Raw genomic sequence first — 20,909 nt, 5'->3', positions numbered from 1 at the left:
GACGCGTGAATCGCAGACCGTCGGGATTCCGCGGTGGCCGCGTGGCCATCGCGCTGCTCTCGATGGTCGTGCTCGCCGTGACCGGGACGCTCTGGTGGAGCACCAATCTGGTGATCGGAGGGTTCAACCTCTCCGGTGCCCTCGCCGAGGCCAAGGTGGCGCAGTCCACCGGTGGTGACCGCAACATCCTGTTGATGGGCCTCGACACCCGCAAGGACCAGGACGGCAACGACCTGCCCGCGGATGTGCTCAAGCAGTTGCACGCCGGCGACAGCAGCAACGGCGGGTACAACACCAACACGCTGATCCTGATGCACGTCCCCGCGGACGGGAAGAAGGTGGTGGCCTTCTCGATCCCCCGCGACGACTACGTGACCTTGGTCGGCGTGAAGTCGCGTACGAAGGGCAAGATCAAGGAGGCCTACGGTCTGCGTAAGGCCGAGGTGCAGGACGAGCTGACCGCGAAGGGCGTCACCGATCGCAAGGAACTGGAAGCGCGCAGCCGGGAGTCGGCCCGCGCCGCCACCCTCGCCACCGTCGAACGACTGGTGGGAGTCCCGATCGACCAGTTCGCCGAGGTGAGTCTGGTGGGCTTCTACGATCTCGCGAAGACCCTCGGCGGGGTCGAGGTGTGCCTGAACAAGCCGGTGCGCGACAGCTATTCGGGCGCCGCCTTCCCCGCGGGACGGCAGAAGCTCAACGCGGCGCAGTCGCTGTCCTTCGTGCGGCAGCGGCACGGGCTGGCCGACGGCGACCTCGACCGCACCCACCGCCAGCAGGCGTTCATCGCCGGGGTGATGGTGCAGCTGCAGAACCAGGGCGTCTTCGGCGATGTGCGCAAGCTGCAATCGCTCATCGCGGTGGCGCAGAAGGACGTGGTGATCTCCAGCGGCTGGGACCTGGAGCAGTTCGCCAAGCAGGCCGGCAAGATCGCCGGTACCGCGCTCACCTTCACCACCCTGCCGGTGCTCGGCTACGACACGATCGACGAGCAGGCCGTGAACATCGTGGACCCCAAGGCCATCCGGTCGCAGGTGCAGCAGGCCTTCGGGCAGTCCATTCCGGACCCGGCCGATGAGGAGACCACCACCGCGCCCGGTGGCGCCGGACCGAGCCAGGTGGGCTACGCCCCGACGCAGGCCGCCACCGCTCCTCGTCTCACGGCGCCCACCACTGCCGTCGCCGGGCCCACGCCGGACGCGGGAACCACCCTGCGCGGTGGCCAGATCCCCTGCGTGGACTGAACGCGGCGCGATTCGCGGGTAATCTCGGTGTCGTACGCGGATCTAAGAGTTCGCTGCGGTGCGCTTCACTGATCGCAGCGTCGGACGAGGAGGACGTGTGATCGCGATCGACGGTGTGCCGAACGAGGCCGGGCGCTACGTGCTCGTCTTCCCCTCCGGCTCCGACGAATACGGCCGGGTGTTGCGCCGCGTCATGGGAGTCTCCGAGGTGCTGCGCTCCGCGGATGCGGGCTCGGAGAACGATCTCCAGACCGCGGGTGCGGTGGTCTTCGACCGCTTGGGCATCGCCGTGGTGCAGGCGGACCCGGATCAGCTGGTCTCGCTGCAGGGAGCGTCGCCCGATGTGCTGTCGGTGGAACCGGAACTCGAGCACTACCCGCTCGGGGTGGGCTCCGAGGATTACCTCGCCGGTTACCGGGACGGCGTCGCCGACCTCACGCGGCGGCTCGGGATCGCCGAGCCCGCCACCCCCAGCGGCGCCGCGTCGCGTTTCGCCGATACCGCGGAGTTCACCTGGGGCTTGCAGGCCGTCGGTGCCTCCGTCGATCGCTCGGGAGGCGCGGGCATCAAGGTGGCGGTCCTCGACACCGGTTTCACCTTGGGGCATCCCGATTTCGCCGACCGCGGCGTGATCACCCGGTCCTTCGTCCCCGGCGAGGACGCCGCCGATGCCCACGGACACGGGACGCACTGCGTGGGCACGGCCTGCGGGCCGCTCGTGCCCGCCGGTGGTGGACGCCGCTACGGCGTCGCCTACGCGTCGCAGGTGTATGTGGGGAAGGTGCTGGCCAACAACGGAACCGGGAACGACACCGGCATCCTGGCCGGAATCGACTGGGCGCTCGGCGAGGGCTGCCAGGTGATCTCGATGTCGCTCGGTGCCGATGTCCGGCAGGTGTCCGCCGCGTACGAGCGGGCCGGCGCCGCGGCGCTCGCCGCCGGCACCCTCATCGTGGCCGCCGCGGGCAACAACGCGCGCCGCCCGGGCGATAAGGGATTCGTCGGCGTGCCTGCCAACAGCCCGTCGATCATGGCGGTCGCCGCCGTCGACCAGGCGCTCGGCGTGGCCCCGTTCTCGGCGACCAGCAACCCCGTGGCGGGCGGGCAGGTGGATATCGCGGCCCCGGGGGTCGAGGTCTACTCGTCGTGGACCCTGCCGCAGCGCTACAACACGATCAGCGGCACCAGCATGGCCACCCCGCACGTCGCCGGGCTGGCCGCGGTCGCGGCCCAGGTCACAGGCCTGCGCGGGCAGGACCTGTGGGCGCAGCTCACCCGGACCGCGCAACGCCTCGACGGCGCCTCGGCGGACGTGGGCAGCGGTCTGGCCCACACCGACGGGAACGGCGCTATCGTCGACTCATGACCCCGGTCACCGTCACCCTGAGCTGCCCGAACGATGCCTTCGACGCCACCGTCGAGGCCGTGCGGGCCACCGGCCTGCGGGTCGATCAGGTGCTCCGGAATCTCGGGATCGTGACCGGCGAGGTCGAACCGGGACGGCTCGCGGCGCTGCGCGGCGTCGACGGCGTGGGCACCGTGGAGGCCGCTCAGGGCTTCACGGCTCCGCCGCCGGACGGCCCGGTCCAGTAGCGCACAGCGGAACGGCCGCCCCTCGCGAATGCGTGGGACGGCCGTTCTCGTTGCGGTGTGGGTGATTACGCCGCGTCCTTGCCGCTCGACACCTCGTTGGAGGAGCTCGAGGAGCTCGACGAGCTGGAGGAATCCGAGGCGGAGTCCTTGCTCGCGGAGCTCGAGGTGCCCGGCGTGGTGGTCACCGAGACGCTGCCCGGGGTCACCGAGGTGCCGCCGGGCGTCACCGTGGCGGAACCGGTGCTGCCCGTGACGGTGGTGCTGGCACCGTTCGGCGCGGTCACGGTGCCGGTGCCCGAGGGGCCGGTCACCGTGGCGCCGCCGGGGCTCACGCTGCCGCTGCCGGTGTTCACCGAGCCGGAGGCGCTGCCCGCGGGGGTGGTCACGCCGCCGCCGACGGTCGGGCCGGTCACCGTGGCGCCGCCGGGGGTGACGGTGGCGGTGCCGGGGGTCACGGCGACATTGCCGCTGCCGACCGGGGTGGTCACGGACGCGGAGCCCGACGGGGTGGTCACCGAGGCACCGTTGGGTCCGACGGAGACCGCACCGGTGTTGACGTTCGCGGTGCCGCTCGCGATCGGGGTGGTCACCGCGACGGACCCGGACGGGCCGTTGACGGCGACACCGTTCGGGCCGAGGCTCGCCCCGCCGCCACCGAACGCGCCCGTGGCGGAACCGATCGGGGTGGTCACGCCGCCACTGAGCACCGGAAGGGTCGCTCCGATGCCGTTCAGGCCCGCGGTGATGGTGCCCGCGGAGAGGCCCACGTTGGCGGATCCGATCGGCGTGGTCAGACCGGCGCCCAGGGTGGGTGTGGTGATGACCAGGCCGTTCGGGCCGACGGCGATGCTGCCGAGGCCCAGGTTGATGTTGCCGCCGAAGCCCAGGGCCGACAGGTTCAGGCCGAGGGTCGGGCCCGCGAGCCCGACGGTGCCGTTGCCGTAGATCAGGCCGCCGGGGGAGAACGTGAACAACGCATTGCCCAGGCCGAGCGGCGCCGTGGCACCGACCTTGATGTTCGGCGTCACCGTGGTGACACCGTTGGTCCGGATCGAGCTCAGCCAGGCATCGAGGCTCAGGCCGCTGCCCAGCGGTCCGTTGATCGTGGTGGCGTTGCCCAGGATGCTGCCGAGATCGGCGGTGGAGAGCGGTCCCAGATTGCCGGTGGAGATGGCGGTGAGGATCGCGGGCAGGCTGCTGGCCGGGAAGGTCACGCCGCCGTAGAAGGAATTGCTCACGCCGCCGAGGCCGAGAGCGCTGATGCCGACGTTCTGGACGGCGCCCAGGCCGGTCCAGCCGGCGGGGCCGTGGTTGATCGCGCCGATGCCCGACGTGGACGAACTGGTGGCGGGGAACAGTGAGCCGACGATGGGAATGCCGTTCCACGTCTGCACGCCCTGAGCGATCTGTGCCGATGTCGCCGGAATGACCACCAGCGGAATCACGCCGGGCGCGGCGGGCGCCAGACCCAGCAGCACGGCGGCCGGCTGGTTGGCGAGATTCGCCGGATCGAGGGGATTCGTCGTGGCGGCGGCAGCCGTGCCGGCGGTGCCGGTGGTGAGCGCGGCGGTTGCTGCCAGCGCGCCGGCGACGGCGGTCAGGTGACGGGTAGAACGCGTCAGAGCGGTGGAACCTGAATGACGAGCCATGGGGACCTCCGAGTGGGAAAGCAGTGCGTCTTCTTCGCGTCTGCCTGGCTGACGTTAGTAGACGACGATCGGATTTGTACACGTTTTATTCAGCATTCTCTTAAATACGTAAGTGCAACAGTTAGTCCCGTTAATTGGGTATTGCCACTCTCCCTATTGTTACCGCGCAGTAGTGAAAGAGTCGTGGGCTCTAGTGCGACCAAGCAACCGAGGCAACCAAAGTTGTCGCTGGATAGAGGTTCGCTGCGCCAAATTACGTGGCGCTGAAACGCGGTTATTGAACGCCGTAAGAATGGTGTAACTGCAAATACATCGAGGCGTCGAGTGTCGCAGCGTCCGCCTGAAACCGGGTATGAATGAGGGGTTGGTAGACCTTTTCAGCGAGTTCACAGCGAGTGAAACCTGAAAAAATCCTGGGCGTTCGGAATCGGTGGCTTCAATGTCTGACCGGCAAGCCATAACGTGGTCTCCCGCGGAATATCCGTACCGGGGTGGTGGCCATTGTTGCGGTTGCATGCGAGAGAGTCCGGCATGCGCCGGCGGAGGAGGGTGTGGCGTGGGCGGCGCAGTAGCAGCAAGGGGGTGAGTGCGCCCGGGGAGACTTGAACTCCCACACCCTGAGGTACCAGAACCTAAATCTGGCGCGTCTGCCAATTCCGCCACGGGCGCGTGCCCAGCGGTCCACCGCTGCGGCGCAGGTCACGATACCTGTCTTCAGCGTCGAACGCCCGGACAGGTACCGTCGAGGATGTGAATCGTCGTCGCCATCGCCCCGCACTCATCGTGTTCGTGGTGGTCGCGGCGGCGGCATGCCTCGCACTCGGTTGGTGGCAGTGGGGGCGGTTCGAGTCGACCGCCGGTAGTGCGCGCAACCTCGGCTACGCCATGCAGTGGCCGCTGTTCGCCGTCGCCTTCATCTGGGGCTACCGCCGGTTCGTCCAACTGGAGGACGAGGCGGAACTCGAAGACCGGATGGCCGCCGAGGAAGAGGCCGCCGCAGCGGGCGACGGCACCGCCGCGAGCGCTCAGCGTGCGAAGTCCGCGGCATCGTCCCTGACGGCCATCCCCGAGGGATTCCTCCCCAGCCGGCCCGCGGCCGCGTCGCCCGCCGATGATGGGCCCGAAGATGCGGCGCACGCCGAATACAACCGTCTGCTCGCCGAACTCGCGGCGAACGACACCCCCCGGACAGACACCGCCAAGGAGAAGCAGTGACCGACGCCCCCACCCCGACCGCCGACCAGCTCGCGGCCAAGCGCCGCGATCAGGTCAAGGGAGCCCTCGGCCGCTACCGGTTCATGGCCAACTTCACCGGCTACTTCCTGCTGATCCTGTGTGCGGAGATGATCTACAAGTACCTGTTGGCGCCCGCCTTCGACTGGCCCATCCCGGGGTGGCTGGGCCTGATCGCGATCATTCACGGCTGGGGATACTTCATCTACCTGATCCTCACGCTGGACCTGGGCGTGAAGGTGAAGTGGCCCGCGCCGCGCTTCCTCGTGACGCTGCTCGCGGGAACGATCCCGCTGCTGGGCTTCTACTTCGAGAAGAAGAACTCCGACGAGATCCGGGCCCAGTACAAGCTCTGACCGCCGAGATCGACCGGCCCACGAAACAGCGCCGCCCGCCACGGAATCCGTGGCGGGCGGCGCTGCGTCGCGAGGGGAATCAGCCGTAGATCGCGTCGACCTCGCCCGCGTGCTTGTCCATCACCACGTTCCGCTTCACCTTGAGCGTGGGCGTCAGCTCGCCGCCGTCGATGGTGAAGTCGGTGGTCAGCACGCGCCACTTCTTCACCTGCTCGGCGTTGGACACCAGCGAGTTGGCGGTGGCCACGGCGGAACCGATCTCGGCCAGCAGGGTCTCGTTCTCGGCGGCCTCGGCGAGCGTCATCTCGGGCAGCCCGCGCGCGGTGAGCCAGCCGGGGAGGGCCTCGGGATCGAGCGTGATGAGCGCGCCCACGAAGGGCTGCTTATCGCCCACGAGCATCGCCTGCGAGACGAGCGGGTGCTGGCGCAGGGCGTCCTCCGTCTGCGCGGGCGCCACGTTCTTGCCCGCCGCGGTCACCAGGATCTCCTTCTTGCGTCCGGTGATCGAGAGGTAGCCGTCCTCGTCCAGCGACCCCAGGTCGCCCGTGTGGAACCAGCCGTCCTGCAGCGCTTCCGCGGTCGCCTGCGGAAGACCCCAGTAGCCGCCGAAGACCACGGGGCCGCGCAGCAGGATCTCGCCGTCGTCGGCGATCGCCACCTCCTGGCCGGGCAGCGGGCGGCCCACCGTGCCCACCTTCTGGCTGCTGGGGGAGTTGCAGGTGATCGCCGCGCTGGTCTCCGAGAGGCCGTAGCCCTCGTACACCGGCACGCCGGCGCCGCGGAAGAAATGGCCGAGCCGCGCCCCGAGCGGCGCACCGCCCGAGACGGCGCAGTTGCAGTTGCCGCCCAGTGCCTCGCGCAGCTTCGCGTAGACCAGCTTGTCGAAGACGGCGTGCTTGAGCTTCAGAACCAGACCGGCGCCGCCGGAATCCTGTGCCTTGCTGTACTCGATCGCCGTATCGACGGCCGCGGTGAAGATCTTGCCCTTGCCGCCCTCCTCGGCCTTCGCGCTCATGGTGTTGTAGACCTTCTCGAAGACGCGCGGCACGCTGAGGATGTAACTCGGCTTCAGCTCGGCGAACAGTCCGGTCAGGTTCGTCAGATCGGCGGTGTGCGCCACCCGGATGCCGTGCTGCACAGCGGCCACCGAGACGGCGCGCGCGAAGATGTGGGCCAGGGGCAGGAACATCACGGTGCTGTCGCCCGGCTGCGCCATCTGGCTCAGCCCGTCGTAGATGGCGTCGTACTCGGCCAGCAGGTTCTCGTGGGTGAGTACCACGCCCTTGGGCTTGCCGGTGGTTCCCGACGTGTACACGAGTGTGGCCTCGGCGGCGGAGGTCACCGCGGACACGCGGTCGGCGTAATCGGCGTCGCTGACGCCGGCACCGTCGGCCACCAGTCCGTCGATCAGGCCCTCGTCGATCACCCACACCGGCACCCCGGCGGGCACACCGGAGCCGATCCGATCGGCGGTCGCGCGGCTGTCGGTGATGAGCGCGATCGACGCCGAATCGGTGAGGATGTGCTCGACCTGCGCGGCCGAGTTCGACTCGTACACCGCCACTGTGGAGCCGCCCACCGCCCAGTTGGCGAAGTCGAGGGCGGCCCACTCGTACCGGGTGGGGCTCATCAGTGCGATGCGGGTGCCGTTGCCCACGCCGCGGGCGATCAATCCCTTGCCGATCGCCGTGATCTGCTCGTTGAACTGCGCCGCCGTCACGGGCTGCCAGCCCGATCCGGTGGGCCGCAGGAACAGTTCCGTCCCGGGGGCCGACTCCGTGAGAGTGCGGATCCTGGTGGTCAGGTTGTCCGACGGGGCATGGGTGCGGGTGGGGGCCGTGGCCTCGATGCGCAAGTGCTCCTCCTGGAAGCCGATAGGGATGTGTGCCCAACCTATCGGAGGATGTCCGATTCCGCTGGTGTTTCGCGTGACCGACTCATAGCACATATGCTGGGCAAATAATGTCTGAAGAATTCGGTGCCGAGCGCACCGCCACCGCTGTCGCCGCCACCGACGAGCAGGCCGGCCAAGAGAGTCCCGAGCCCGTCACCTTCCTGGATCTCGGAATCGACGAGCGAGTGCTGCGTGCGCTCGCCGAGGTCGGTTACGAGAACCCGTCGCCGATCCAGGCCGCCACCATTCCGCCGCTGCTCAGCGGTTCCGATGTGGTGGGCCTCGCGCAGACGGGCACCGGTAAGACCGCCGCCTTCGCGGTGCCCGTGCTGTCCAAGATCGACGGTGAGAGCCGCAAGCCGCAGGCGTTGGTGCTGGCGCCCACCCGCGAGCTCGCGCTGCAGGTGTCCGAGGCCTTCGGCAAGTACGCCGTGCACATGCCGAACGTCACCGTGCTGCCGATCTACGGCGGGCAGAGCTACGGCGTGCAGCTCTCCGGGCTGCGCCGCGGCGCGCAGATCATCGTCGGAACGCCGGGCCGCGTGATCGATCACCTGGAGAAAGGCACGCTCGACCTGTCGAACCTCGAGTTCCTGGTGCTCGACGAGGCCGACGAGATGCTCACCATGGGCTTCCAGGAGGACGTCGAGCGGATCCTCGCCGACACCCCGGAGTTCAAGCAGGTGGCCCTGTTCTCGGCCACCATGCCGCCCGCGATCCGCAAGATCTCCAAGAAGTACCTGCACGATCCGGTCGAGGTCACCGTCAAGGCGAAGACCGCGACCGCGTCGAACATCACCCAGCGCTACCTGCAGGTGGCGCACCAGCGCAAGCTCGACGCGCTCACCCGCCTGCTGGAGGTGGAGGAGTTCGACGGGATGATCATCTTCGTCCGCACCAAGTCGGCCACCGAGGAGCTCGCCGAGAAGCTGCGCGCCCGCGGGCACGCCGCCGCCGCGATCAACGGCGACATCGTGCAGGCCCAGCGCGAGCGCACCATCGGGCAGCTCAAGGACGGCAAGATCGACATCCTGGTGGCCACCGACGTCGCGGCCCGCGGTCTGGACGTCGAGCGCATCAGCCACGTGGTGAACTACGACATCCCGCACGACACCGAGTCCTACGTGCACCGCATCGGCCGTACCGGCCGCGCCGGCCGCAAGGGCGACGCGCTGCTGTTCGTGACGCCCCGCGAGCGGCACCTGCTGCGCGCGATCGAGAAGGCCACGCGGCAGCCGCTCACGGAGATGGGCCTGCCCTCGGTGGAGGACGTGAACGCCCACCGCGTGGAGAAGTTCGGTGAGTCGATCACCGAGAACCTCACCTCCGAGCACCTGCAGCTGTTCCGCAAGCTGATCGAGGACTACGTGGGCAGCAACGACGTACCGCTCGTCGACGTGGCCGCGGCGCTCGCGCTGCAGTCCCGCGACGGCTCGTCGTTCCTGCTGCAGCCCGATCCGCCGGAGCGCGAGCGCAACGCCCGCGACCGCAAGGACCGGGACTTCGGCGACCGCGAGGACCGCGGCCGGGGCCGCAAGGACCGCGACCGCGACCGGGAGCCGTCGATCCACCGCAAGACCGGCCGCCCGATGGCGCCGTACCGGATCGCGGTCGGCAAGCGGCAGCACGCCACCCCGTCGGCCATCGTCGGCGCGATCGCGAACGAGGGCGGCCTTCGCCGCAGCGACTTCGGGCACATCAGCATCCGGCCCGATCACAGCATCGTCGAACTGCCCGATGACCTGCCCCGGGAGGTCTTCGACGCCCTCGAGCGCACCCGGATCTCGGGCCAGCTGATCAACCTCGAACTGGACCCGGGGGCACCGTCGGGCCGCCCCACCGGTGGCAAGCAGCGTTTCCGCGCGGGTCGCAAGAGGTAATGACCTGTCGGCTCTTCGGCGATATGCATTAACCTCTAGTCAAGGTGTAGCCCATCGTGGGCGCGCCGAAGCGTCGGCCTGCGCCGACCCGAGAGACTCGAGGAGCACATGACCGCCGCCGATGAGCAGGGCGACGGCCCGGGCGGCCGTCGGGATCGCGTCGTCCGGCTGTTGCAGTACCTGGACGAGCTGATCCGTTCCCGTTCCGTGGTCGCGCGCGATCTGGACGATCACCTCGCGGTCCTGCCGCTCACCGGTACCGGCGCGCTCACCGACAGCTGGGACGCCGATACCAAGCCCGGCGGCACCATCTTCACCGTGCCCCGCCAGGGCGACGACGGGCCCGATTCGCCGCACGCCCGCCTGCTGCGCGTGTACGACGAGCTGGCCGACCATCCCGAGTCGGTGGAGCTGGTGCTGGCCTCGGGCCTGCTCACCGCCCGGGACGGCGACACCCGCATCCGCGCCCACCTGCTCACCCAGCCCGTCCTGCTCGAACGCGACCGCCGCGGCCGCAAGCTCTCGGTGGTCCTGCCGCGCGATTCGGTGCCCCGCGTCGAGGACTCGCTCCTGTTGGCCGGGCTCCCGTCGTTCGACCTGTCCGGCTCGGCCGACCTGCAGGACGAGCTGCGCGAGACCGCCCGCACCGTGCTCGATCCCGCCTGCGAGCAGTTCACCGAGCAGTGGCTCGGTGCCGCGTCCCGCGACGGTGGCGCGCACATCGAGTTCGCGCCCGCGCTGGTGCTGCGCACCCGCGGGTCCGCGCCGCTGCTCGGCTTCTACGACGCGATGAAGGCCGACGTCTCCGATCCCGAGCACACCGTCCCGGTGGGGCTGGCGCAATTGGTGGAGGCGGTCGATTCCGGCGAGCGGCTGCGCATGCTCGGCGAGGTCGGCGCCATCGGCCCCGCCGAACTGCTCGACGAGGCCTACTACGTGCTGCCCTCGAACGTGGAGCAGCGCGACATCCTCGCCCACATGGGCGGCGACACCGGTGTTGTGGTCGAGGGACCGCCCGGTACCGGCAAGACGCACACCATCGCCAACCTGCTCGCCGCGCTCCTGGCGAAGGGGCAGCGGGTCCTCGTGGTGTCCGAGAAGGCGCAGGCCCTCGCGGTCCTCGAGGACAAGCTGCCGCCGGAGCTGCGGCAGTTGGTGGTCTCGGTCACCGACGTCACCAAGGACGGTTCGGCGTCGCTCGCCGCGTCCGTCACCGAGATCGCGACCCGTAAGTCCACCTATTCCGAGGCGCTCGCCGACGCCGAGCTGCGGGATCTGCGCGCCAAGCGCGACCGTGCCGTGGCCCGCCGCGAGGACCTGGTCCGCGAGGTGTGGGCGCTGCGGACGGCCGAGACCGAGGAGTCCGAGTGGCTCAGCTCGGCGTACTCCGGCAAGCCCGCCGAGGTGGTCACGCAGGTGCGCCGCGACGCGGACCAGTACTCCTGGCTGCCCGGGCCCATCGACGGGACGGTGCCGCCGCTCGACACCCGCGAGTTCGCGCGACTGGTGGATCTGTTGCGGCGCAACGACGAGGTCTTCTCCCGCCGGCTCGCACACAGCCTTCCCGATCTGTCGGCCGAGGTGCCGGACGTCGACGATATCGAGCAGCTCACCGCGATCCTGGCCGATTCGCCGCTCAGCGATGCGGTCGACGGCGACGGTGCGCTGGCCCACGTACTCGGCGGCGTGGACGCCGATCAGCTCAGCGTGATCAAGGCCCGCGCCGATGTGATCACCGAGCTCGTCGACCGGGTGCGGCGGTTCCCACCGTCCGCGCAGCTCCTCGCCGAGGACATGCTGATCGGTACTCGGGCGCACCTGGCCGCGCGCCTCGTGGGCCTGGAGGACCAGATCGCGATCGCGCGCGCCGCAGACGTCGAGCTCGACGGTGCCGCAGTGGAACTGAGCGACACCCCGGATGCGAACGACCGGACCGCGATCGAGCGGTACGCCCGCTTCCTGGACAACGGCAACGAGCCCCGCAAGCGGTTCCGCAAGCCCGAGCAGAAGGACTTCGAGCAGACGGGCCTCGGCATCGTGGTCGACGGTGACGAGGGCTCCGATCGCGACTTCCTGCTCGCCGCCGAGCGGCACCTGGTGGTGGAGGACGCGATCGGCCGGGTGGCCACCGTGCTCACCGCGCTCGGCCTGGAGGCGCCGGCCGCCGATCCCACGGGCACCGGCTCGCCCCGCACCCGCTCCGAGCGGCTCAGCCAGGCCGCGGACCAACTGCTGCGCGCCCGCACCGTGGTGCGGCTCGTCAGCGAACGCGACCGCATGGTGCACGCCATGCAGAAGCTGTCCGAGAACTCGCCCCGTCCCAAGGATCTCGACGAGGTGGCCGATGTCGCCGAGCAGGTGGTGGCGATCTCCGCCGCCGCCGGCGCCCGCGATGCCTACAGTCGGATGGACACCGTCCGGCTGCGGGTGCAGGAGATCGTCGAACGCGGTCCGTCGCCCGAGGGTGACGCCCTCGTGGCCGCGCTGCGCCAGTACCGGTACGGACCGATCCGCGACGCCCGGCGCGCCTGGGAGACCGCGCGCACGGAGCGCGACGACCGCGGCGCGCTCGACCTGCTCGCCCTGCGCCTGCGCACCAAAGCACCGGCCCTGTTCGACCTCATGGCGCGCACCGCCGACGATCCGGTCTGGGACACCCGCGTGCCCGAGATGAACGCCGCCTGGTCGTGGCGCCGCGCGGTGATGTGGGCGGCCGGCCGCGTGCACCCCGCCGACGACGCCCAGCTCGAGGCCGATCTGCAGTCCGCCGAGCAGGACGTGGCGCACTACACCACGCGGATCGCCACGGCGAGTGCGTGGCGGCAGTGCCTGCGCCGCATGACCTTCGACGAGATCCAGGCCCTGCACGCCTACCGCGATCACATGGCCTCGATCGGCCGTGGCTCGGGACGGCACGCCGAACGCTTCCGCGTGGCGGCGCGCGAGGCGATGCGACAGGCGCAGTCCGCCGTGCCCGCATGGATCATGCCGATCTCGCAGGTGGTGGCATCGATCGCGCCCGAGCCCAATGCCTTCGACGTGGTGATCGTGGACGAGGCCAGCCAGGCCGACATCACCTCCAGCTTCCTGCTGTGGCTCGCGCCCCGCGTGATCGTGGTGGGCGATGAGAACCAGTGTGCGCCGTCGGCCTTCACCGGGGTCAACCTCGACGACGTCTTCGCGCGGCTGGACGCGCAACTGCCCGACATCCCGCCCTACCTGCGGGATTCGCTGACCCCGCGGTCCAGCCTGTTCACCCTGCTGCGCACCCGGTTCGGGCACACCGTGCGGCTGCGGGAGCACTTCCGCTGCATGCCGGAGATCATCGACTTCTCCTCGCGCCAGTTCTACTCGGACGCGCCGCTCATCCCGGTGCGGCACTACGGCGCCGATCGTCCGGTGCCGCTGCGCGTGACGCACGTCGACGATGCCGAGGTGGTCGGCGAGGGCGCCCGGATCAGCAATCCCCGTGAGGCCCAGGCGATCGTGGACCAGCTGGTGGAGTGCTTCGCCGATCCGCTGTACAAGGGCCGCACCTTCGGCGTGATCGCGCTGCAGGGCCAGGGCCAGGTGGACGAGCTGTACCGGCGCCTGCGCGCCGCCATCGACCCGGACGAGTGGGATGCCCGCCGCCTGCGGGTGGGCACCCCGCCGGATTTCCAGGGCGACGAGCGCGATGTGGTGCTGCTGTCGATGGTGGTGGCGCCCGACTACAAGTTCCGGGCGCTCACCGGCCGGGACTTCCAGCGCCGCTTCAACGTGGCCGCGTCCCGCGCCCGGGATCAGCTGTGGCTGTTCACCTCCGTGAGCGAGGACGATCTCAAGCCGAACGACCTGCGGGCGTCGCTGCTGCGCTACGTCACGCGCGCCGATGTCGAGGTGGCGCAGCCGATGCCGGTCGACGTACCGACCGACCGCCGCGTGGAACCCTTCGACAACCTCTTCGAGCAGCAGGTGTTCGTGCGATTGCGGGACATGGGCTATCACGTCAATCCCAAGGTCACCGTGAACAACCGGGTCATCGACCTGGTGGTCACGGGTGAGAACGGCCGCCTCGCGGTGGAGTGCGACGGCTCGGACTTCGCATCGACCCCGGAGCAGGCGCGCTCGGACATCGAACGCGAGCGGGAGCTGCGCCGGTGCGGCTGGGAGTTCGTGCGGGTGCGCGAGTCGGTCTTCCTCACCGACCCCGATGCGGCGATGTCGGTGGTCCTGCAGGCGCTCGATCGCCGTGGCGTGCAACCGCTCACGCTGCAGCGCGCGCTCACGGTGGGGGAGAAGGCCACCGACGGCACCGTCGAGGTGTGGGAGCCCGTGGGGCTCGACATCGATACCGAATAGCCGGTCAGTCGGCGGTCGCCAGCGCGAGCACCAGTTCGGCGCGCACCCGGGCCGAGGAGAGATCGGCCCCCAGCAGGGCCTCGGCGCGCCCGATCCGCGCCCGCAGCGTGTGCCGGTGCACTCCGGCCGTCGCGGCGGCCTCCTCCCAATTGCCATTGGCTTCGAGGTAGGCGCGCAGCGATTCCAGGAGCGAGGAGCCGTGCTCGGCGTCGTGGTCGCGCAGGGGGCGCAGGAGCCGGTCCGCGACCGCGGTCAGCGCCTCACGTGCGGGTCCGGGCGCCAGCAGTAGCGCTCCCGCCGTCGTGGTCGAATCGGCCACCGGGCCCCCGCGTTCCGCGGCGCCCAACAGGATCGCGGCCTCCTGGGCCGCCTCCTGCACCCGGGACAACGGCCGGGCCGATCCGAGGCCCGCCGAGGTCGTCGAGCGCACCCCGGTCGGCAGCGCCGAGAGGAGGCGATCGGCGGCGGCGGTATCGACGTCGGAGGCCACCAGCACATCGATCCGGGTAGCCGCGCGATGCACGTACCCCGGTCGCCGAGCCTCGGCCAGAGCCGCACCGACCGCCGCTTCCACACGGTGTGCGGCGTCCTCATCGGCCGCGCGCAGGGCGAGCACGCGGATCCGGCCGTCGGCTCCCGCAGCGCCGTCGAGCCCGGTCTCGCCGCCGTGCGCCAGCGCCAGGGCGAAGGCGGCGGCGTCCACCCGATCCTGCGCCGCGCGCACGCGGTCGGGTTTGGCCGCGTCGAGGGCGAGCAGCGAGGCCGCGTGGCCGAGCAGGATCTGGCCGGTGGGGCCGGGCGGCTGCTCGCCCACCAGCACCAGCCGGCCGTGCTCGGCGCGCCGTCCGATCGCCAGCACTGTCACCGATTGTCCGCCCGCGTCGGAGCTGGTCAACGCGTCCGCCGTGGCGGTGGGGAGCGCCTCGGGGACGAATCCCGCCGGATGCGCGGCGACGATGCCGCCCGCCCGATCGAGCACGGCCACTCGGCCCTCCAGCGTGGCGGCGAGTTCACGCACCAGTGCGGAGGCACCGTCGTGGAGTACCGCCCGGGTCATCCGCGGCTGGGCCCGCGCCGCACGGAGCAGGGCGTCGTACCGGGCCGATGCCAACTGGTCGAGCACCGCGTGCGAGACCGCCTCGAAGGGTGTCGATCGCGGTATCTCCAGCACCGGTAGGCCCGCCGCCTCGGCGGCGTCGAGGAGGTCCGCGGGAATGCTGGGGAACGACAGTCCCACACCGAAACCCAATGCCGCGATACCTGATTCGGCCATCCGCTGCACGTACGCGGTCCGATCGACATCATCGCTCAGGCTGACCCCGGTGGTGAGCACGAGCTCGCCGCCCGAGAGCCATTCGAAGGGCTCGGCGTGCTCGATGGTCTGCACGTGGCGGATGTCGCGGTGCGTGCCGCGCCTGCCCGCGCGTACGCGCAGGCGGAGGTCCGGCAGTCCGGCGAGCCAGGCGACGGTCGTGGTCATGGTGTACATGATGGCGTGTTTCGAGGGCGCGCGGTAGACGAATCGGCAGGTGTGGTCGGAGGGCGTCGTGGTGGATCCTCACAGGGAACGCGCTCGCGCCGCGAGCCCACGACGCCAGGAGGCCCCGTGCCCACGATCAGCTATCGCCTGCCCCAGGTCCGCCAGCTCGCCACCGAGCTGCCCGGCCCCGCCTCCCGCGCGCTCGCCGAGCGCCGTGCCGCCGTGATCCCCGCGGGCGTGGCCTCCACCGCGCCGGTGTACGCCGCGGACGCCGACGGCGGCGTGATCCTCGACGTCGACGGCAACAGCCTCATCGACCTGGGCGCGGGCATCGCCGTGACCAACGTGGGCGCCAGCGACCCGGCCGTCGCCGAGGCCATCGCGAAGCAGGCGGCGCGGTTCACCCACACCTGCTTCATGGTGACGCCGTACGAGGAGTACATCGCCGTCGCCGAGCAGCTCGTCGCACTCACGCCGGGCGACGGTCCCCGTCGGGCCGTGCTCTTCAACTCGGGCGCCGAGGCGGTGGAGAACGCGGTCAAGATCGCCCGCCACGCCACCGGCCGCAACGCCGTCGTGGCCTTCGATCACGCGTACCACGGCCGCACGAACCTCACGATGGCGCTCACCGCCAAGTCGATGCCCTACAAGCACGGCTTCGGTCCGTTCGCGTCCGAGGTCTACCGGATGCCGATGTCCTACCCGTTCCGCGACCAGGCCGGCCTCACCGGACCCGAGGCGGCCGCCCGCGCCATCACCGCGATCGAGAAGCAGATCGGCGGCGATCAGGTGGCCGCCGTGATCATCGAGCCGATCCAGGGTGAGGGCGGGTTCATCGAGCCCGCACCGGGATTCCTGCCCGCGGTCGCGGCATGGTGCCGCGAGAACGGTGTCGTCTTCATCGCCGACGAGGTGCAGACCGGCTTCGGCCGCACCGGCCGCTGGTTCGCCTGCGAGGAGGAGGGCGTGGTACCCGATCTCATCACTCTCGCCAAGGGCATCGCGGGCGGTATGCCGCTGTCGGCCGTGGTCGGCCGCGCCGACCTCATGGACTCCGTGCACGCGGGCGGCCTCGGCGGCACCTACGGCGGCAACCCCGTGGCCTGCGCCGCCGCGCTCGCCGCGATCGGCCGCATCCGCGAGCTCGACCTGCCCGGCCGCGCCGCCGAGCTCGGCGCCCGCACCAAAGCCACGCTGCAGGAGCTGGCCGCCGCCGTTCCCGCCGTCGGCGATGTCCGCGGGCGCGGCCTCATGCTGGCGATCGAGTTCGTCCGCGAGGACGGCACGACCCCCGACGCCGATCTCACCAAGGCCGTGGCCGCCGCATGCCTCAAGCAGGGCGTGCTCGTGCTCACCTGCGGCACCTACGGCAACGTCATCCGGCTGCTCCCGCCGCTGGTGATCGGCGAGGACACCCTCGCCGATGGTGTCGCCGTGCTCGTCGATGCGATCCGCGCCGAGGCCGGGGTCCCCGCATGACCGATCTGCAGACCATCACCGTGCACGGCCTCTCGATCGGCGGCACCGAGCGTCCCGCCGCCTCCGGCCGCACCTTCGACGTGATCGATCCCGCCACCGGCGCCGTGATCGCCCGCGTCGCCGACGCCGGTGCCGATGATGCGCGGGCCGCCGTCGCCGCCTCCCACGCCGCGGCGGAGGGCTGGCGCACCACCCCCGCGCGGGAACGCTCCCGCATCCTGCGGCGGGCCTTCGACGCCGTCACCGCGCGGGCCGAAGAGTTCGCCGCCGTGATCACCGCCGAGATGGGCAAGCCGCTGTCCGACAGCCGCGGCGAGGTCGCCTACGGCGCGGGCTTCCTGGAGTGGTTCGCCGAGGAGGCCGTGCGCATCAACGGCCGCACGGCCGCGGCCCCCGCCGGAACCGGGCAGATCGTGGTGACCCACGAACCCGTCGGGCTGTGCTACGCCGTGACCCCGTGGAACTTCCCGCTGGCGATGATCACCCGCAAGGTGGGCCCCGCGCTCGCCGCCGGCAACACCATGATCGTCAAGCCTGCGGCCGAGACTCCGCTCACCGCACTGCTTCTCGCGCAGGTGCTCGCCGAGGCGGGTCTGCCCGAGGGGGTGCTCTCGGTGCTGCCCTGCTCGGCCCCGGCCGAGGTCTCCGACGCGCTCTTCGCCGAACCCGATCTGGCCAAGATCACCTTCACCGGATCCACCGCGGTGGGCCGCAAGCTCCTGGCCGCCGCGGCGCCCGGGGTGCTGCGCACCTCCATGGAACTCGGTGGCAACGCCCCCTTCCTGGTGTTCGAGGACGCCGATCTCGACGCCGCGCTCGACGGTGCGATGCTCGCCAAGATGCGCAACGGGGGACAGGCGTGCACCGCCGCGAACCGGTTCCTCGTGCACGAATCGGTACGGGCGGAGTTCGTTTCGCGACTCACCGAGCGGATCGCGGCGCTCACCGTGGGAGCCGGTGCGCAGGCGGGCAGCGAGATCGGACCGCTGATCTCCGAGAAGCAGCGGGCCACCGTGGCCGCCCTGGTCGACGAGGCCGTGGCCGACGGTGCCGTGGTCCGCACCGGTGGCAGCGCGATCGACGGGCCCGGACACTTCTACGCCCCCACCGTCCTCGACGAGGTCCCGGGCGGTGCGCGCATCCTGCGCGAGGAGATCTTCGGCCCCGTGGCCACGGTGCGCGGTTTCACCGACGAGGCCGCCGCGATCGCCGAGGCCAACGACACCGAATACGGTCTCGCGGCGTACTTCTACACCCGCGACGCCGCCCGCGTGCAGCGCGTGGGCGCCGCACTCCGGTCCGGCATGGTGGGCGTGAACCGCGGCCTCATCTCCGATCCCGCCGCGCCCTTCGGCGGTGTCAAGGCCTCCGGGATCGGAGCCGAGGGCGGCTCCGAGGGCATCGGCGAGTACCTCAACGTGAAGTACCTGGCCCTGCCCGCCGTGTGATCAGCCCGGGGGTAGTCGGATCGGGGCGATCGGCTCAGGCGCGGGAGAACTCGGACGCGGTGCGCACCAGCTCCGGGTCCGGGCGGATGCCGGTGTAGAGGACGAACTGTTCGGCGGCCTGCAGCGCGATCACCTCGGCACCGGTGATCACCGTCTTCCCGGCGGCGCGACCGGCGCGCACGAAGGGCGTCTCCGGCGGCATCGCGACCACGTCGAAGACGGTGTCGGCGGCCTCGATCAGCGGCTGCGGGAAGGCCAGGTCGTCGCGGGCGGGCCCGCCGTCCATCCCGACCGGGGTCGCGTTGATCAGCACGTGCGCACCGTCGGGCGCGGCGGTGGCATGGCGGAACCCGTACTGCTCGGCCAGCGCTCCGCCGGTCTCCGCGTTGCGGGCCACCACCGTGACATCGGTGCACCCGTGATCGCGCAGCGCGGCGACCACGGCCTTGGCCATGCCGCCCGATCCGGCGACCGCCGCCGGCAGCGCCGGGTCGATCTCGTTCGACGCGAGCAGGGAGGCGATCGCGGCGTAGTCGGTGTTGTAGGCGTGCAGCACACCGTTCTCGTTGACGATCGTGTTCACCGAATCGATCGCGGCGGCCGACGGCTCCATCACGTCCACCAGCTCGATCACGGCCTCCTTGAAGGGCATCGAGATCGCGCAGCCGCGCACGCCCAGCGCCCGCACCCCGCCGATCGCCGCCGGAAGGTCGGTGGTGGTGAACGCCTTGTAGAGGTAGTTCAGGCCCAGCTCGCGGTACAGGTAGTTGTGGAACCGGGTGCCGATGCTGCTGGGCCGGCCGGACAGCGACATGCACAGCACGGTGTCCTTATCGGGCATACCGATGGTGGCGCTCACGGGTCCAGCGTAGGGGGTGGTGGCGGTGTTCACTTGAGCGCCTCCACAGTTATGGGGCCTTGGAGACAGCAAGTGATGCGAAGGCGATCGCGCGATCGCATTCGGCCTTGTTGCCGGGAGAGGGGTTTGTCGACCCGGCGATTGTCGTGACGATGGACTGCTCGGATGCGAAGGCCGAGATGCAGTAGTTTTTCTCCGGGGCGTAGGCGATCGTGCGGCCGTGGGCCTGTCGGTCGGGTTGCCATTTCAGGGTATTCATGTAGCGCTTGTACTCGTCGAGGCCCATTTCTCTGCCGACGATCTGTGAGTATTGGCCGCCGCCGCGGGAGTCGGTGTAGTCGTTGGCGTTCCATCGGCAGCCTCGGTAGTTGGCGGCGTCGACTTGCGCTGCGTCGCGTATCGAAGAGGGATTGATGTCGATTGCGATGAGTTCGGCATCGGTGTAGGCCGTGCAAGGTTCGAAGCTAGTGCCGTCGGTACGGTCGTTGGTGCGATTCTTGATGGTAGGGGTGAACGGGAGGGGCTTAGTTGAGGCGCGGGCCTTCCCGGTTGCGACGGGCTCGCCCGGGATGGAGACGGCGCAGCCACTCGCCAGGAGGGCAGCCGCCAGGGCGAAGGGGATGACACGCATCTAGCTTCCGATCAATCGATTGATCTCGGCTTCGCTGGCGCCCTCCGTGCGGAGGATCCGGCGTCCTGTTTCGCGGATGCTCGCAGCGATGGATCGTGCTTCCGCGGCCTGGGCAACGAAGGTGTTGTAGATCGATCGTTCGTGCTCGACTACACCAAGCCGAACATTAGCTGTGGCTGTTTCACCTTCTTCAGTAGGACCGAGGAAGTTCTGTGTTGCGATTTCGCGCAAGTCGTTCGTTGCCTCGAACACTCGGGTTGCATGTCGTTCGAGGGCCCGGGCGAGTTCCTCGTGCGGGTTGCCGTCGAACACCATGTTCTGGCGACCCTTGATCGCTTCGTGCGCTGCATCGACGATCTGCGCCAATTCGCCATCGGCCATGACTCTTCCTCCGTGTCGTCGGTACACCTCGGGTGCAAGCCTTCACTAGTTGGACGCACGAGGCCACGTTGTGGTTCCCGCTACTTTGCGAGCAGGGAACCGGGTGGCTACCTGGCGCGTCTAATGGGTATGGCGGGGTTTAGGGCGATCGGTGAGACAGACTTCAGTCGCATGTCGGCAGGGATGATCCGCGCGATCGCTCGGGCGATGTCTGGCGACGGCCTCGATGCGGATGGCCGATCGATTGGGCAGGCGGGAGTGACTCACTCGCAAAGTGTCGCGGAACTGGAGCGGGATATCGCAACCCTTACGCAGCGATGGACGGGCGAGGCAGGCGCAGGCGTCCTTGCACATGTCAGTCGGTTTGCACGCCAGTCCTACCTGGTCGACTGGGAGGTCGCGCAAACTTCGCGCCAGTTGGGAGCACTGGCCAAAGCGGCG

General features: G+C 70.1%; 15 protein-coding genes and 1 tRNA gene. 9 read left to right on the top strand and 7 right to left on the bottom strand.

Features of this window, described 5'->3' with window-relative positions; genetic code table 11:
* Window positions 1–5 precede the first annotated feature (5 nt).
* The 3 genes from TTY48_RS20980 to TTY48_RS20970 all read left to right on the top strand — a co-directional run bounded on the left by TTY48_RS20980 (window position 6) and on the right by TTY48_RS20970 (window position 2,837).
* Complete coding sequence (locus tag TTY48_RS20980; RefSeq protein WP_220659540.1) at window positions 6–1,244, top strand: LCP family protein; 1,239 nt, start codon at window positions 6–8, stop codon at window positions 1,242–1,244.
* Between the two features lie 97 nt (window positions 1,245–1,341).
* Window positions 1,342–2,610: a S8 family serine peptidase gene (locus TTY48_RS20975; protein WP_220659539.1), complete on the top strand. Its 1,269-nt coding sequence runs from the start codon at window positions 1,342–1,344 to the stop codon at window positions 2,608–2,610.
* Window positions 2,607–2,837 carry a hypothetical protein gene (locus tag TTY48_RS20970; RefSeq protein ID WP_220659538.1) on the top strand — a complete coding sequence of 77 codons (231 nt, stop codon included), beginning with the start codon at window positions 2,607–2,609 and terminating at the stop codon, window positions 2,835–2,837. Before TTY48_RS20975 ends, TTY48_RS20970 begins: the two co-directional genes overlap by 4 nt.
* Window positions 2,838–2,902: 65 nt before the next feature.
* Here the strand turns inward: TTY48_RS20970 and TTY48_RS20965 are convergent, their stop codons facing one another.
* Window positions 2,903–4,486 carry a hypothetical protein gene (locus TTY48_RS20965; protein WP_220659537.1) on the bottom strand — a complete coding sequence of 528 codons (1,584 nt, stop codon included), beginning with the start codon at window positions 4,484–4,486 and terminating at the stop codon, window positions 2,903–2,905.
* A gap of 587 nt (window positions 4,487–5,073) precedes the next feature.
* Window positions 5,074–5,155 (bottom strand) — tRNA-Leu (locus TTY48_RS20960).
* An 81-nt stretch (window positions 5,156–5,236) separates the two neighbouring features.
* On the opposite strand from TTY48_RS20960, the gene TTY48_RS20955 reads away from it, so the two are divergent.
* Together TTY48_RS20955 and TTY48_RS20950 are read left to right on the top strand one after the other, a co-directional pair.
* A complete protein-coding gene (locus TTY48_RS20955) occupies window positions 5,237–5,701 on the top strand; it encodes a transcriptional regulator (protein ID WP_220659536.1) in 465 nt (154 codons plus the stop codon).
* The gene (locus TTY48_RS20950) at window positions 5,698–6,075 is read left to right on the top strand and encodes a DUF3817 domain-containing protein (RefSeq protein WP_255585864.1); all 378 of its coding nucleotides are present in this window, start codon (window positions 5,698–5,700) and stop codon (window positions 6,073–6,075) included. The genes TTY48_RS20955 and TTY48_RS20950 overlap by 4 nt, the downstream gene beginning before the upstream one ends.
* Window positions 6,076–6,154: 79 nt before the next feature.
* Here the strand turns inward: TTY48_RS20950 and TTY48_RS20945 are convergent, their stop codons facing one another.
* Window positions 6,155–7,930 (bottom strand): long-chain fatty acid--CoA ligase, encoded by a 1,776-nt coding sequence (locus tag TTY48_RS20945; RefSeq protein ID WP_220659535.1) that lies wholly within the window; start codon window positions 7,928–7,930, stop codon window positions 6,155–6,157.
* 107 nt (window positions 7,931–8,037) lie between these two features.
* Between TTY48_RS20945 and TTY48_RS20940 the strand changes: the two genes are divergently transcribed.
* Window positions 8,038–9,849, top strand: a complete 1,812-nt coding sequence (locus TTY48_RS20940; protein ID WP_255585863.1) for a DEAD/DEAH box helicase — start codon at window positions 8,038–8,040, stop codon at window positions 9,847–9,849.
* A 108-nt stretch (window positions 9,850–9,957) separates the two neighbouring features.
* The gene (locus TTY48_RS20935) at window positions 9,958–14,190 is read left to right on the top strand and encodes an AAA domain-containing protein (protein WP_220659534.1); all 4,233 of its coding nucleotides are present in this window, start codon (window positions 9,958–9,960) and stop codon (window positions 14,188–14,190) included.
* 4 nt (window positions 14,191–14,194) lie between these two features.
* On the opposite strand, the gene TTY48_RS20930 is transcribed toward TTY48_RS20935, so the two are convergent.
* Window positions 14,195–15,670 (bottom strand): PucR family transcriptional regulator, encoded by a 1,476-nt coding sequence (locus tag TTY48_RS20930; RefSeq protein ID WP_220659533.1) that lies wholly within the window; start codon window positions 15,668–15,670, stop codon window positions 14,195–14,197.
* Window positions 15,671–15,796: 126 nt separating this feature from the next.
* On the opposite strand from TTY48_RS20930, the gene gabT reads away from it, so the two are divergent.
* Together gabT and TTY48_RS20920 are read left to right on the top strand one after the other, a co-directional pair.
* Entirely contained in the window at window positions 15,797–17,149 is a 1,353-nt protein-coding gene (gene gabT / locus TTY48_RS20925; RefSeq protein ID WP_220659532.1) for a 4-aminobutyrate--2-oxoglutarate transaminase, read from the top strand.
* Window positions 17,146–18,597 (top strand): NAD-dependent succinate-semialdehyde dehydrogenase, encoded by a 1,452-nt coding sequence (locus TTY48_RS20920; protein WP_220659531.1) that lies wholly within the window; start codon window positions 17,146–17,148, stop codon window positions 18,595–18,597. The genes gabT and TTY48_RS20920 overlap by 4 nt, the downstream gene beginning before the upstream one ends.
* 34 nt (window positions 18,598–18,631) lie before the next feature.
* Here the strand turns inward: TTY48_RS20920 and TTY48_RS20915 are convergent, their stop codons facing one another.
* The 3 genes from TTY48_RS20915 to TTY48_RS20905 all read right to left on the bottom strand — a co-directional run bounded on the left by TTY48_RS20915 (window position 18,632) and on the right by TTY48_RS20905 (window position 20,468).
* The gene (locus TTY48_RS20915) at window positions 18,632–19,444 is read right to left on the bottom strand and encodes a shikimate 5-dehydrogenase (protein WP_220659666.1); all 813 of its coding nucleotides are present in this window, start codon (window positions 19,442–19,444) and stop codon (window positions 18,632–18,634) included.
* A gap of 61 nt (window positions 19,445–19,505) precedes the next feature.
* Entirely contained in the window at window positions 19,506–20,087 is a 582-nt protein-coding gene (locus TTY48_RS20910) for a DUF3558 domain-containing protein (protein WP_220659530.1), read from the bottom strand.
* Window positions 20,088–20,468, bottom strand: coding sequence for a hypothetical protein (locus TTY48_RS20905; protein ID WP_220659529.1), 381 nt, complete (start codon window positions 20,466–20,468; stop codon window positions 20,088–20,090).
* Between the last annotated feature and the right edge of the window lie 441 nt (window positions 20,469–20,909).

Origin of the sequence: Tsukamurella sp. TY48 (assembly GCF_019656655.1) — a bacterium.
Classification (GTDB): Bacteria; Actinomycetota; Actinomycetes; order Mycobacteriales; family Mycobacteriaceae; genus Tsukamurella; species Tsukamurella strandjordii.
The sequence above is the reverse complement of the archived record's forward strand: the minus strand, read 5'-3'. Positions and strand labels throughout refer to the sequence as shown.

Excerpts from the sequence above, each read along its gene's own strand:
- TTY48_RS20970 (WP_220659538.1), top strand. The coding sequence starts at position 2,607 with ATGACCCCGGTCACCGTCACCCTGAGCTGCCCGAACGATGCCTTCGAC.
- TTY48_RS20965 (WP_220659537.1), bottom strand. The coding sequence starts at position 4,486 with ATGGCTCGTCATTCAGGTTCCACCGCTCTGACGCGTTCTACCCGTCAC.
- TTY48_RS20940 (WP_255585863.1), top strand. The coding sequence starts at position 8,038 with ATGTCTGAAGAATTCGGTGCCGAGCGCACCGCCACCGCTGTCGCCGCC.
- TTY48_RS20935 (WP_220659534.1), top strand. The coding sequence starts at position 9,958 with ATGACCGCCGCCGATGAGCAGGGCGACGGCCCGGGCGGCCGTCGGGAT.
- TTY48_RS20930 (WP_220659533.1), bottom strand. The coding sequence starts at position 15,670 with ATGACCACGACCGTCGCCTGGCTCGCCGGACTGCCGGACCTCCGCCTG.
- TTY48_RS20920 (WP_220659531.1), top strand. The coding sequence starts at position 17,146 with ATGACCGATCTGCAGACCATCACCGTGCACGGCCTCTCGATCGGCGGC.
- TTY48_RS20910 (WP_220659530.1), bottom strand. The coding sequence starts at position 20,087 with ATGCGTGTCATCCCCTTCGCCCTGGCGGCTGCCCTCCTGGCGAGTGGC.
- TTY48_RS20905 (WP_220659529.1), bottom strand. The coding sequence starts at position 20,468 with ATGGCCGATGGCGAATTGGCGCAGATCGTCGATGCAGCGCACGAAGCG.